Origin of the sequence: Psychrobacter sp. FME5 (assembly GCF_014861375.1) — a bacterium.
Classification (GTDB): domain Bacteria; phylum Pseudomonadota; class Gammaproteobacteria; order Pseudomonadales; family Moraxellaceae; genus Psychrobacter.
This window is the reverse complement of the sequence record NZ_RRYX01000078.1, coordinates 1-14065: the sequence shown is the minus strand read 5'-3', so window position 1 is coordinate 14065 and position 14065 is coordinate 1. Positions and strand designations below refer to the sequence as shown.

At 44.0% G+C, this 14065-nt stretch carries 11 protein-coding genes; 6 read left to right on the top strand and 5 right to left on the bottom strand.

Features of this window, described 5'->3' with window-relative positions; translation table 11 throughout:
- Positions 1-252: 252 nt before the first annotated feature.
- Positions 253-2856, bottom strand: coding sequence for a bifunctional aconitate hydratase 2/2-methylisocitrate dehydratase (gene acnB / locus EI161_RS10265; RefSeq protein ID WP_192522602.1), 2604 nt, complete (start codon positions 2854-2856; stop codon positions 253-255).
- Positions 2857-3279: 423 nt separating this feature from the next.
- Here acnB and EI161_RS10260 point away from each other — a divergent pair, with 423 nt between their 5' ends.
- The 4 genes from EI161_RS10260 (at position 3280) to mtnP (ending at position 6830) form a co-directional block, all read left to right on the top strand.
- Complete coding sequence (locus EI161_RS10260) at positions 3280-3675, top strand: carboxymuconolactone decarboxylase family protein (protein WP_192522603.1); 396 nt, start codon at positions 3280-3282, stop codon at positions 3673-3675.
- 162 nt (positions 3676-3837) lie between these two features.
- On the top strand, positions 3838-4881 hold the full coding sequence (gene lipA / locus EI161_RS10255) for a lipoyl synthase (protein ID WP_192522604.1): 1044 nt from the start codon (positions 3838-3840) through the stop codon (positions 4879-4881).
- A 508-nt stretch (positions 4882-5389) separates the two neighbouring features.
- Positions 5390-5863 carry a GFA family protein gene (locus tag EI161_RS10250; RefSeq protein WP_192522605.1) on the top strand — a complete coding sequence of 158 codons (474 nt, stop codon included), beginning with the start codon at positions 5390-5392 and terminating at the stop codon, positions 5861-5863.
- A gap of 73 nt (positions 5864-5936) precedes the next feature.
- A complete protein-coding gene (mtnP, locus tag EI161_RS10245; RefSeq protein ID WP_192522606.1) occupies positions 5937-6830 on the top strand; it encodes an S-methyl-5'-thioadenosine phosphorylase in 894 nt (297 codons plus the stop codon).
- 60 nt (positions 6831-6890) lie between these two features.
- Here mtnP and EI161_RS10240 read toward each other — a convergent pair whose 3' ends face one another.
- The 4 genes from EI161_RS10240 to EI161_RS10225 form a co-directional block, all read right to left on the bottom strand.
- Complete coding sequence (locus EI161_RS10240) at positions 6891-7532, bottom strand: TIGR04282 family arsenosugar biosynthesis glycosyltransferase (protein WP_192522607.1); 642 nt, start codon at positions 7530-7532, stop codon at positions 6891-6893.
- A gap of 116 nt (positions 7533-7648) precedes the next feature.
- The gene (locus tag EI161_RS10235) at positions 7649-8371 is read right to left on the bottom strand and encodes a TIGR04283 family arsenosugar biosynthesis glycosyltransferase (protein WP_192522608.1); all 723 of its coding nucleotides are present in this window, start codon (positions 8369-8371) and stop codon (positions 7649-7651) included.
- Between the two features lies 1 nt (position 8372).
- A complete protein-coding gene (gene arsS / locus EI161_RS10230; RefSeq protein ID WP_192522609.1) occupies positions 8373-9347 on the bottom strand; it encodes an arsenosugar biosynthesis radical SAM (seleno)protein ArsS in 975 nt (324 codons plus the stop codon).
- A 143-nt stretch (positions 9348-9490) separates the two neighbouring features.
- A complete protein-coding gene (locus EI161_RS10225) occupies positions 9491-10786 on the bottom strand; it encodes an FAD-dependent oxidoreductase (protein WP_192522610.1) in 1296 nt (431 codons plus the stop codon).
- Between the two features lie 212 nt (positions 10787-10998).
- Between EI161_RS10225 and EI161_RS10220 the strand changes: the two genes are divergently transcribed.
- Together EI161_RS10220 and EI161_RS10215 are read left to right on the top strand one after the other, a co-directional pair.
- A complete protein-coding gene (locus EI161_RS10220) occupies positions 10999-12765 on the top strand; it encodes an amidohydrolase (RefSeq protein WP_192529517.1) in 1767 nt (588 codons plus the stop codon).
- A gap of 188 nt (positions 12766-12953) precedes the next feature.
- On the top strand, positions 12954-13895 hold the full coding sequence (locus EI161_RS10215; RefSeq protein WP_192529516.1) for an alpha/beta hydrolase: 942 nt from the start codon (positions 12954-12956) through the stop codon (positions 13893-13895).
- Positions 13896-14065: the final 170 nt, after the last annotated feature.

The following is a 14065-nucleotide window of genomic DNA, read 5'->3' as shown; positions in this document are numbered from 1 at the left end:
CGTCACTTGGTTTACCAGGTAGAATGTCTTTAATTCTCTCCCATTGGTCATCACGCAGGGCATGTCGTCTTGTCATAATAGTTGAGCTCAGTTTGCTATATATAGAATCAGTATAGCTTATTCTAAAATAACGGTGCTAATTGATGACACGCCCTAGGGCGTATTGAAGTTAGTTATTTAAAAAAACCCCGCATCATAACGATACGGGGTTTTCTGTTTTCTTAATTCATTAAACGTTGTTGAGAATAAAAACTAGGTCAACTGAGCCACGTTAATTTTATCTGCTTCTTCCGTATACTCTTCCATACGGTCAAAGTTCATGTATTGATAGACTTCATCACCCATGCTATTGAGCATACCAGCGTACTGCTGATATTCGTCATTGGTAGGCAATTTACCTAGTACCGCTGCGACTGCTGCAAGCTCTGCAGAAGCCAAGTATACGTTAGCGCCTTGACCAAGACGGTTCGGGAAGTTACGCGTAGACGTCGATACCGCAGTAGAGTTCGGTGCGATACGCGCTTGGTTACCCATACATAATGAACAACCTGGCATCTCAGTACGAGCACCGGCTTGCGCATAAATGTTGTAATAACCTTCTTCCATCAACTGACGCGCATCCATTTTCGTTGGTGGCGCAATCCATAGACGAGTTTTTAGGCTTCCTGCTGGGACGTCTTGTAGCAATTTACCAGCGGCACGGAAATGACCGATGTTGGTCATGCACGAACCAATGAATACTTCATCAATGGTATCACCAGCGACGTCAGCCAATGTTTTAGCATCATCTGGATCGTTCGGGCAGCAAAGGATCGGCTCTTTGATCTCTGACATATCGATGGTCATATCGATTGCATATTCTGCATCTTCGTCAGCACGCATGAGGCTTGGATTCGCCAACCACTCTTGCATCTGCTCGATACGACGGCTGATCGTACGTGCATCGCCATAGCCTTCTGAGATCATCCATTTAAGTAGCGTGATGTTTGAGTTTAAGTACTCAGTCACTGATGCTTCAGATAGCGTGATGGTACAACCAGCAGCACTACGCTCAGCTGACGCATCAGACAATTCAAACGCTTGCTCAGCGGTTAAGTCTTCTAGACCTTCGATTTCAAGAATACGACCATTGAATTCGTTGATTTTGCCTTTCTTATCAACAGTTAATAGGCCATCTTTGATCGCTTGATAAGGAATAGCGTGTACAAGGTCACGTAAAGTAATACCCGCTTGGCGTTCGCCAACGAAGCGCACACGGACAGACTCAGGCATATCCAGTGGCATCACACCAGTTGCTGCTGCGAATGCGACCAAACCAGAACCGGCTGGGAACGAAATACCCATTGGGAAACGCGTATGTGAGTCACCACCAGTACCAACGGTATCTGGAAGGAGCATACGGTTCAACCATGAGTGAATGATTCCGTCACCTGGACGTAAGCTCACACCGCCACGGTTCATGATAAAGTCAGGTAGCGTATGCTGAGTCTCAACGTCAACTGGCTTTGGATAAGCGGCGGTATGACAGAATGACTGCATCACTAGATCAGCTTGGAAACCTAGGCAGGCCAAGTCTTTTAGCTCATCACGAGTCATCGGACCTGTAGTATCTTGCGAGCCGACTGTGGTCATTTTTGGTTCGCAGTACATGCCAGCACGGACGCCGTCTAGACCACAAGCTTTACCGACCATTTTTTGTGCTAAGGTAAAGCCTTTGCCGGTATCGACTGGCTCTTCTGGTTTAGCAAAGATATCTGAATGACCAAGACCCATATACTCACGAGCACGGTTGGTTAGGCCACGACCCACAATTAGTGGAATACGGCCGCCTGCACGAACTTCATCAAGCAAGGTTGGTGAGTTCAGTTTAAACTCAGAGATAACTTCGTCAGAGTCATGCTTAGTGATTTTGCCTTCATACGGATAGATGTCAAACACATCACCCATGTTTAGGTTATCAACCGCGACTTTTTCGATTGGTAAGGCGCCAGAGTCTTCCATGGTATTGAAGAAAATAGGAGCGATGTTATTACCTAATACTAGACCACCGCCACGTTTGTTTGGCACGTTAGGGATATCTTCGCCCATTAACCACAACACTGAGTTGGTCGCAGACTTACGGCTAGAGCCAGTCCCTACGACGTCACCAACATAAGCCAATTGATGGCCTTTTTTCTTAAGCTCTTCGATCTGCTTCATTGGACCGACAACACCCTCATCATCAGCAGTGATACCGTCGCGAGAGTTTTTGTGCATGGCCAATGAATGCAATGGGATATCTGGGCGGCTCCACGCGTCTTGCGCAGGAGACAAGTCATCGGTATTGGTTTCGCCAGTGACTTTAAAAGTAGTATAAGTTGACTTTTTAGGAACCTCTTTACGGTTTAAGAACCATTCAGCATCTGCCCAAGATTGCACCACTTCTTTAGCGATGTCGTTACCGGCTTCGGCTTTTTCAGTCACGTCATTGAACGCGTCAAATACCAGCAAGGTCTTTTTCAATGCTTCAGCGGCGTCTTGTGCGACATCTGCATCATCAAGAGCGGCAACCAATGGCTGAACGTTATAGCCACCTTGCATGGTGCCTAGGATTTCAACCGCTTTTTTCTTATTGATAAGCGGCGATGATGCCTCACCTTTTAGGATAGCCGCTAAAAATGCTGCTTTAACGTAAGCTGCTTGGTCAACGCCAGCAGGAATACGGTTTTCTAGTAAGTTCATCAAGAACTCATCTTCGCCTGCTGGTGGGGTTTTTAATAGTTCAACCAACTCTGCTACTTGTTTTTCATTCAGTGGTAGCGGTACAGTTCCTAGCTCAGCACGTTCTTCGACATGTTTACGATAAGCTTCTAACACAATAGTCGTCCTCGTCAGTTGGGGTTTAGCACATTACGTGGGTAGTCAGCATGACAGCCTGCGCCTATGTGCTAGATGGAATAATTATCCATGCAATCATAGCTTAAATCACTCTAAATGTTAATGGCTCAGCCCTTAAAAGACGCATAATAAGGCCATATTGGACATTTATTATAAAAATGGTCCCATCAATAATACCATTGAACGCCTTTTAACCATCGATACTTAACTTGTCGTTGTGGTCAAGTATTATCTGATTTATGGTTAAATAAATGCCGCGTGACTGCTATACTCTTTTGTAAGATATTATTTTAGAAAATATCATCTTGATGATTCGGCTGTATAAGATAGCTTTTATCAGCTATCAGCAAACGCTAAAGGTGTAAATACCAAGGATGACGATACAACAAGGATGACAGAAATATGAAGAATAACGCCAATTACGACAATGGCCTAAAGGTGCGCACCGAGGTCATGGGCGAACAACACGTAACACGCTCGCTCGATGGGGCGACCGGATTCACCCAGCCATTACAAGAGTGGATCATTGAACATGCTTGGGGCAGCACCTGGCAAGATGACTCGGTATTGCCGCGCAAATACCGCTCATTAATCACCATTGCTTTTTTAATTGCTCAAAAAAGCCCGAACGAGCTAAAAGGTCATATCCGAGGCGCGATCAATAATGGCGCAAGTGTCGCTGAGATTCGAGAAGTATTGATGCATAGCCTGCCATACTGCGGCGCACCTGCCACCCAAGAAGCGTTTCGTGCCGCCATAGAAATCCTGAATGAATTGAATATCGATATAGATATTTAAAACTATGGTAAATAGACGAATCGTAGTAGTCTTAAGCATACGAGTTAAAACAAACGCCTAAGCAACCAACAAATCAATATCTGCTATAATAACGCCACTTCTAAAACATTCTAACAATCCCGTAAACCCTTATAATACAAAGAGCTAAGAGACAATATAATTATGACAACTGCCGTACAAACACATACTCCTGCTGCTAGAGTAAGACCTAAAAAAGCCATTCAAGGTGAAAAACTACGTGGCTATGACAAAGTTGCCCGTATCCCAATTAAAGTGATCCCGACAGTCGAGGCGAAGAAAAAGCCAGATTGGATTCGGGTTAAGCTGTCCTCACCTGCTGAAGTGGCACGCATCAAAGCCAAACTACGCGAGCAAAAACTCTATACCGTCTGTGAAGAGGCCGCTTGCCCTAACCTAGCGCAGTGCTTTAGCGATGGCACCGCCACCTTTATGATTATGGGCGATATCTGTACCCGTCGCTGTCCGTTCTGTGATGTCGGTCATGGTCGCCCCAATGAGTTAGATAAGGATGAGCCGCGCCATACCGCTGAGACCATCTTAGGGTTAGAATTAAAATATGCGGTTATTACCTCGGTTGACCGTGACGACCTAAAAGACGGTGGTGCCAATCACTTCGTTGAAGTCCTTAACGAATCACGCGCGCTTAGTCCTAATTGCTTGATCGAAATCCTAGTGCCCGATTTCCGCGGTCGTATGGATGTTGCCTTGGACTTATTGACTGAAACCGCACCGGATGTGTTTAACCACAATATCGAGACGGTGCCGCGTCTTTATAAAGCCTTCCGCCCCGGTTCTGATTATCAGCATTCGTTAGACCTGCTAAAGCTGTATAAAGAGCGTCGTCCTGATATCGCTACCAAATGCGGCTTTATGGTCGGACTGGGCGAAACTGAAGAAGAGATTTATGCATTGCTCGATGACTTAAAAGCGCATAATGTAGATATGATTACGATTGGACAATATCTGCAGCCAAGTAAGAACCATGCCCCAGTTGACCGTTATGTGCATCCAGACGAGTTTCAGCGCTATATGGATTATGGTAAAAAGATTGGTTTCTTTAACGTTTGGGCCGGCCCTATGGTACGTTCAAGCTACTTTGCCGATCGTCAATACTACGGTGAGGATTGCCCAGCGCCTATTCGTAGTAAAAAAGCGCTTGAGGCTGAAGGTAAATTGGGCTGTTAGTATCGAATTGATTACGTCAGTTTATTGCTAATAGTAAACAAAAAGGAGACCTAAATAGGTCTCCTTTTTATTTATTATTAGGGGCTGTATAGAATTCATCTATTAGGACTGCTGATCGCTAAAATAATTCCAGACTAGGCGTAAATCGAAGGTAATGTCGAGACCTTAGCTAGATTTACAACAACGTCTGGGGCGATTTTAGCATCAGTCCGAAGGAACAGGACTATTTTTTGCCACTTCATAGCCAAAAATATCGCGCTTAGAATAACTAAACTTACTATTTTTGGCGTCGAATTGCCTAAAAAATAGTCTCTGTCAGTTCCTTAGCTGAATTCTATACAGCCCCTAGCTTTCATAAGCTTTTTTCTCTAAACCTTAACTCATTATTTTTTCTACGTAAAACGGTTACACTATGAAGTTAAGATAATGCTATATTTTTAAGCCTTAGTTTAAAAATAAAAATAGCAATAACTCTCGCACCCTTTTTTTATCACATAAGGATTGACCAATGAGCAGCGAATTTACCCCACAGGAAGGCTCTTGCTCCTGTTATAGCAATACTTATACTATTAATGCTAAGCCTGTCGGCCGCTTTATCTGTCACTGCACGATTTGCCAAGAATATACAGGCCAAGCTTATAACGATGTGACGGTATTGCTAAAGTCTGATGTGAGTCAATTAAACCTGATTAGAACCAAATTTCGCCGTTGGAAACTGCCGCCCAATATCAGTCGTGGGCTTTGTACTCGCTGTAATAAACCCAGTATAGAAATGGCAGTTGGTGGTACTCTCATGTTAGTACCGACATCGAATTACCCTGACGTCACCGCACTACCTGAGCCGTCCATGCATCTGTTTTATAATCGCCGCGTCGAAGACATCGACGATGATTTGCCTAAATATAATGGCTTTGTGCAAAGTCAGGCGATGATGGTTAAAGCGCTGGCTCAAGGATTGTATAAGAGAGTCAGTAAACGCTAATGGCTATGTTTGAACTCCAAATTTAGTATTCAACAGACTAATCTTTCCTTCACACACTCATTTGGAAATCACTATGATCTCAACAGTAGTAGAAGATACCGAGCACTTATCTGCTGACATCGCTATTATTGGTGGTAGCGGTCTCTATCAGATGGAAGCACTAACCAACAAGCGTAATGTGAAAGTATCGACGCCTTATGGGATGCCGTCCGATGATATCGTATTAGGAGATCTCGATGGCGTGAGCGTCGCCTTTCTAACGCGTCACGGTCAAGGTCATAAACTTACGCCATCAGAGGTGCCTTACCGTGCCAATATTTATGCGCTTAAAAATTTGGGAGTGCGCTATATTATCTCGGTATCGGCGGTTGGCTCTCTACGAGAGCAACTTAAGCCGTTAGATATGGTCGTCCCCGATCAAATGATAGATATGACCAAACATAGAGCTACTACGTTCTTCGGTGATGGCGCAGTGGCTCATGTTTCTATGGCTGATCCGTTGTGCCCTGCGGTTGGCAAGATATTACAGCGCGCTTATGATAAAGCGACTATTAATGAGGGAAACTGTCATGCCACAGCGACTTATATTTGTATAGAAGGGCCTCAGTTCTCCACGCGTGCTGAGTCGCATTGGTATCGTCAAATGCAAGCGGATATCATCGGTATGACTAATATGCCAGAGGCCAAGCTGGCGCGTGAAGCTAGTATTGCTTATGCCACGCTAGCGCTAGTGACAGATTTCGATTGTTGGCATCCTACTGAGGAAGCAGTTAGCGCCGATTATGCGATTCAGAATTTGATGAAAAATGCGAAAAACGCGCAGCAGGTAATTAAACACGCTGTCACTCTACTCGCTGTTGAGCAGCCTAAATCAATCGCTCATAATGCCCTAGCTCAAGCGCTGGTTACACCTATTGATGCCATGAGTGATGAGGTTAAAACCAGACTGGCAGCTTTATTGCCGTAATTTACTGCTAAAGTGGTTTGGTATAATCGTTCGTTTGCTACAGTTTTTTTATTACTTTTGCTATAAGCAATCAAGCCAACCCACTGGTAAATGCGCCAAATCCGCTGGTTCATCGATGTCGGGTAGCGGCTCTAATAAAGCTAACGACCAGTTTAAGGCAGCGATGCGCTGCTGAGTGATCGATGCGACGCTCGCGGTGCTCCATTCAATATCTGAAAACAAACTCGCCTGCTCTCGTTTAAACCCAAACAGCACATACCCCCCATCTAAAGCGGGAATCATCACAGCATCGTGCGGCTCTAATTGCTGCGCGGCTTGTTTTAGTTTGGTGGCACTCAGACTAGGGCAATCAGCCCCCATCAACAGTACATTATCAAACTTAACTAACGCTTGCTGACTGGCAGTAAACATACGAATACCCAATTCGCCTCCAACCTGCGCTGACCATCGCAATGACTCGGATAGCTCAAGCGTCTGCCAGCAAGGATCAGACGGTGCTGGACTGACACATAGCTCAACGTTATAGCCAGTCGCTATCGCTTGCTCAATGCTATGTATTAGTAACTTGCGCGCCATCATCGCCGCCCCTGCAATACCAAGAGCCGGCTGCAAACGTGTTTTTGCCATGCCCTCAGCTGGGAATTTGGCAAAGATGATAATTAGCGTTGAGTCATTACTTTTAAGTTGCTTATCTACAGGCATAATGGTTCTTTTTGATATAGCTGATTCACTTTAAAACCGATACGAGTGCTATTTATTTTATTACAATCGTATCGATTCTATTTAGAACTGCCTATATTTAAATGATTGAAGTGATCTTAACTTTTATCATAACGCTGCTTAATGCTTTCAGCCGATACCCCGCGCCAATAGTCAAAACGCAGATGCCACATCAACCGTATTGTCCGCCATGTGCCATGCCGCTGCCATCGTCGCGGCGAAGTGCTTACTTTGTGCTTTAAGCAAAGCGGTTTTGCGATACTTTTAAGGTGTTTGCACAGCTCAATATCCTCCATCAACGGCTGATTAGGGTAACCACCGATCTGTTCAAATAGAGACTTTTTTACAAAAATTGCTTGATCACCAGTAGCAATACCTGTCACTCTTGAGCGCCCATTCATCATCTGACTGACTAGCCATAGCATCGGGTCATCGCTGTCTAACCGAACATCGAAACGACCCCACTCTGCTTTTGATGCGGATTGGACAATCTCATAGATAGCAGTTTTTGGTAGTTGCGTATCGGCATGCAAGAATAATAATATATCGCCAGTCGCCAACACTGCGCCCGCATTCATCTGGGTAGCTCGACCAGCAGTCGACTCGATAACTTGCCCGCTAATGGTTGACTGTTTACTGTTAGACACGGTATCCATCAGCGCCTGAGCAACTCCCATTGAGCCGTCTGCCGAGCCACCATCTACTAATAATATTTGCGTTGGTAACGGGGTTAGGCTGGCAATATTTTCAAACAAACGAGGTAGGTTATCTGCCTCATTAAGTATGGGAATAATGATCGAAATAGTAGAAATAACCTTCATCTTAAATAACGCTATCTTTTTCTTCTAAGGAGCCACCACAACTGCTACCTTGGCCCGCTGTACAACCATAGCAATGATCACCGATAGCGATATCGTCACCACTAGGATGCTGAGTCAGTAAGTCTCGTAAATGACGGCGCGACTTATTGGGCACTGGCATCTCTAGTTGCTGATTAAAATCGCAATCGAACAATTCACCCAACCAATTGACACTTATCGTCTCACGGCACATCACCTCTTTTAAATTCTCAGCCTCATAGCTCGCTTTGAGCAAATCCATGTACGGATGAAACTCATTTTTGGCTAATAGTACCGCGCCAAAACGCTGAATGGGCATATTAGTTAATGCAAACAATTGATTGAACTCAATATCGAAATGTTGTTTTAGCTCGTGCTTATAATCTGCTTCTAATTGCTGCTGATCAGGTGGTAACGTAGCGCCTTGTGGGTTATAGACGAGGTTTAGAGTGAGATTTGAGCCAGACTTACCATAACCCAGCGCATTGAGCTTATGTAGCCCTAAAATACTGTCATCAAAGGCACCTTTGCCGCGCTGCTTATCCACGTTTTTGAGCGAATAACACGGCAAAGAAGCAATAATTTCTACTTGGTTATCTGCTAAGAACTGGGCCAAACCCTCAAACCCATCTTCCATTAAAATCGTTAAATTGCAGCGATCGATCACTTTGACACCTAATGCCCGCGCCGCTTTAACCAAATACTTAAAATCTTCGTGCATCTCAGGTGCGCCGCCAGTCAAATCCAGCGTATGAATACCTTGTGCCTGTAGCACTTTTGGTATCAGCTCAACCAATTCACGCGACATCATCTCTGTGCGATAAGGGCTAGCCGCCACGTGACAATGCACGCAGGACATATTACATAAGTAGCCCATATTAACTTGTAATACCGTCAATTCGCGACGTTTGATCGCAGGAAAATCGGTGAACTCGAGTAATTCAATGGTAGATTTCATAAAAGTATAGAACCCAGTTGGTTTAAGAGCCAATTTTTATAGTACGTCTTAAAAGATAAGAAGGATGACTTTATACCTGCTGTCTTATTAATATATAACCATATTAAAGTTTATCTAATCAATAATATTTGATTATATCGCTTTTATTTGGCATTGATAAAGCGCTTATCAATGTATCGTTTGAGAGTCCAAACCCATCGACCTTGTAAACTATACTTACCCCAACTGCCGATGGCGTACTTATCGCCGCAAGAGAGTAAATATAACGTACGCTTTTTTGGCTCATAGCTTTGCAATGGCTCATAGCTTTGCAGGGGCTCATCTGCCAAATATGCCAATAGATTATCAGCTTCTACAATACCGCCAAACACGGCATGCACGCCAGAGTGCGCCATATCTTGATCAACACGCGTACATACATCGCCAACGGCAAATACGTTAGGGTGCGAGGTACTCTGCTGCACACGATTGACCGCTATAAACCCATTGTCTATGGTTGCAATATCGGTATGCGCTGTCCATGCTGATCCTGTGACACCAGTAGCAGCAATGACAGCATCAACTGGCAAAGACGTCTGTGATGATTGCTGTGAAGAATGCTCAAACGAGGAAGTTGATGATGAGTCTGACAGCAGCAACCGCCCTTCAGCAAAGCCGATGGCTCTTGCAAAAACGACTTCAATATCATGGCGTTTAAGCTGACCAATGACACGCTTTCTAAAACGATTATCAAATCCAGACAATAAATGCTCACCGCAGACCAAATAGGCTTGGTGACTGGGGTGAATCTGCTGCAATATAACCTGCGCTGCCATCACTAATTCCATCGCCGCAGCGCCAGCACCAACGATAGCCAGTCGGTAATGGGTTGTTTGCTTTGCCGCCGCAATGATTTGTTGCCACTGCCGCGCAAAGTAATGTAACGGCCTGATAGCAATAACACCTTTTGTATCGGAGGTCTGTTTATAAATATTCTCTTTATCAGTGCTTTCTTTATCAATGCCCTCTTTATCAGCGATTTCTTTGTCAAAACGATGACGCTTGTTGGTCTCTAACCAGTCTAGATTGGTGTCAGCGCCCGTATTTAAGGACAGCACGTCATAATCATAGTTATAATAACAACCATAGCCAGCACCGCATGGTTTGTTGCCACTGGTGATGACTGTGCGAGAAGTAGCATCCACTTTCACTATCGGACGTTGAACAAAGCGCACACCTGCTCGCAAACAAAGCGACTTTACATCAATACAGATATCATCGAGTTGATAATGTCCCGCCATCCAACCAGGCAACATACCTGAATAAATCGTCTGTGGCTGCTCTGTTATCAAAGTAACATCAGTATTGATAAATATTGCATCGTCTGCGCGCTCATTACTAAGGCGGCGTAACAAGCCAATATGAGCATGCCCCGCTCCTGCTAATAACAGTTTTTTCATAGCTGGTTTTTCATAGCTGGTTTTTCATAGCTGGGTTATCCATTCCTATAAGCCTATTATTTGAGCATTAGGTAACGATTTTGTTATAGAGCCGCTTACACAAAGCAGACAACTACACAAATACGTTTGACCGTATAGGGCTTTGCCGTTAAATTGGTCATAATATCTATTTGAATATATAAATTTATTAAATGATCTTTGAGGATAGCACGATGACGATAAGCACAATAATCAAGCCAACTTTACTAAGCCTTGGACTAGCGAGCATTATGGGCTGCGCCACTTCACCAACTGCCACCTCAGCCACAGCCAATCAACCAACCTCACAAACCGGCGATTCCTCAGCGACAGTTTATTACAATGGCAATATCATCACCATGGAGGGTGATAATCCACAAATGGCAGAAGCATTGGTCACTCAAGCGGGTAAAATCGCTTACGTTGGTACTCTAGATACTGCTCAATCAAAATATAACAACGCCGCACAAGTCAATTTGAACGACAAGACATTGCTACCAGGCTTTATCGATCCGCACAGCCATTTTGATATGGTGTCGAATACCATGGGACAAGTCAATTTAAACCCGCCTCCCGTTGGCAAAGTCGATAGCATCGATAAAATGCTAGCCGCACTAAAAGCCTATAAAAAAGACAATAATATCGCTGATGGCGAGTGGATATACGGTTGGGGTTATGACGAAAGCCAATTAACAGAACAGCGCCATCCAACCAAGGGTGAAATCGATAAAGCCTTGCCTAATAACCCTGTTTACCTACAGCATACCAGTGGCCATATGGGCGTGGCGAACAGTAAAGGCCTAGCAGCAATGGAGGTCACTGCCGACAGTAAAAACCCAGAGGGCGGTAATATTGCACGCGTCAAAGGCTCTAGCGAACTCAATGGTCTGGTACAAGAAACCGCCATGTATCCTTTTGTGCGCCATATGCTCGAGGTATTAGAGCCCAATCAAGCCAAATTCTTTGAAAAAACGCAAGATTATTATGCCGAAAATGGTTTAACAACTGCTCATAATGGCTCCACAGCACGTAACACTATTGAGTTTTTCCAAAAGCAAGCCGATGCAGGTAAGCTTAAAATAGATTTGGTCGCGCTTGCGGGCGTCAGTGATTTAGATGAAAACTTAGCCGATAAAGATTTTGTGTGGAAGACCTATCAAAACGGCTTTAAAGTGCAAGGCACTAAAATCGTTGCCGATGGCTCGCCGCAAGGTAAAACCGCTTATTTTAGTCAACCTTATATTACCCCAGTGCCAGACTGTGAAAAGGACTGCCGCGGTCTACCTAGTGTCAGCCAAGATGCGCTCAATGAGATGTTTGTCAAAGCTTACGCCCGCGACAATCAATTATTTATTCATAATAACGGCGATGGCGCGACCGATATGATTATCAAAGCGCACGAATACGCGGTGAAGAAAACCGGTCAAGCCGCTGATAAGGATCGCCGCACTGTGCCTATCCATGCCCAATTTGCGCGTCCCGATCAGCTACAAGCTTTCAAAAAATATAATATGATGCCTTCGTTCTTTACCAATCATACGTATTTTTGGGGTGACGTCCATGTCGAAAATTTAGGCGAAAAACGCGCTAACTTCTCAAGCCCGATAGCCACTGCTGATAAAATGGGCCTGAAATACACCAATCATTCTGATGATACGGTGACGCCAGTTGACCCTTTATTTACCGTTTGGTCAGCGGTAAATCGTACATCGCGTTCTGGCAAAATCATTGGTAAAGACCAACGTGCCAGCCCCTATCAAGCGTTAAAAGCCATTACCACCAACGCCGCTTATGAGTATTATGAAGAGGACAGCAAAGGCACCTTAACCCAAGGTAAATTGGCTGACTTGGTGATATTAGACGCCAATCCATTGACGATAGCACCGAATAAGCTAAAGGATATTAACGTGGTAACGACCATCAAAGAAGGCAAAACGATTTATCAGCGTCCAGCAAAATAAATAACGGACTCTATGTAGAGTCATATGACAGATAAATTATAAACTCTATAGTCGAATTCATCCAAGTTCGACTATAGTTGTCTTTAATGTTAGTTGTCTTTAATCTTTTTGAAATGGTTTTTCAAAACCGTTTTCTCGCACTTTTTTATAAAAATCAACATTATCACTAATATTACTAGGAATCGCTTATGAGCACTGCTGAACAAACCACCTCATCTGACAATACCCATTATCTACATCATACTTTTTTTGAACCAAGTGACAATGAAACAGCTATTACGGCTACCTTACTCATCGTACATGGTATGGCGGAGCACAGCGGCCGCTATGCAGACTTTGCGCAGTTTTTAGCTGATAATGGTATCGCCGTAGCCACTTATGATCAGCTGGGTCATGGAAAGACCATTAAATCAGAAGATGACTTTGGATTTTTTGGCGAAGAGCATCCGGTACAGTCGTTATTAAAAGACGTCATCGTGATGGCAGACAGTTTAAAGGAGCGCCATCCAAATGTGCCGCATTTTGTGATGGGCCATTCTATGGGCTCGTTTATTGTACGCAACGTACTCAAACACCATGCACGCAACTTTACAGGTGCCATCCTAATGGGTACGGCAGACGCCAATCCATTGACCAAAGTATTGCTGCCCGTTAATAAACTATTGGCAAAAGCTGCGCCTAAAAAGCCAAATGCTTTATTTGCTAATGTGATGAATAAAGTACTTAACAGCAAACTTGATAATCGTATTTCTTCCTCACCGTTTGCTTGGATTAATGAAAACCCTGCTGCTATCGAAGCCTATGAAGCCGATCCATTGACCGGTTTTGATTTTACCAATAACGGCTTTATGACCTTGTTCACTCTAATGGAAGCGGGGTTGAATAAAAACTGGGCGACGACGATTGCTAAAGACTTTCCAATGTTATTGCTCAGTGGCGAAAATGACCCCATTGGTGATATGGGCCGTGGCATTCGCAAAATTGCCAGCCGTTTAGACAAACAACATTTTAATCAAGTATCTGTACAGCTCTACCCTCATATGCGCCATGAACCGCTGCATGAAAAAAACAACAAGGTAGTTTATCAAGATATCTTAGAGTGGCTTGATAGTAATACCTCTGACCATTAACACCTGCACTGATGTTCGTACTGAACTTGTTTGCTAAAAACCGCTAAATTAGCGACAATAATACGGCAGGCCATTTTTTAGTTTAGACGATATCAGTTAATTAATTATAATATTTGGTGGTGTTCTAAAAAGTATGCTGGCATCAGACATAGCCATAATTGACATAGAAG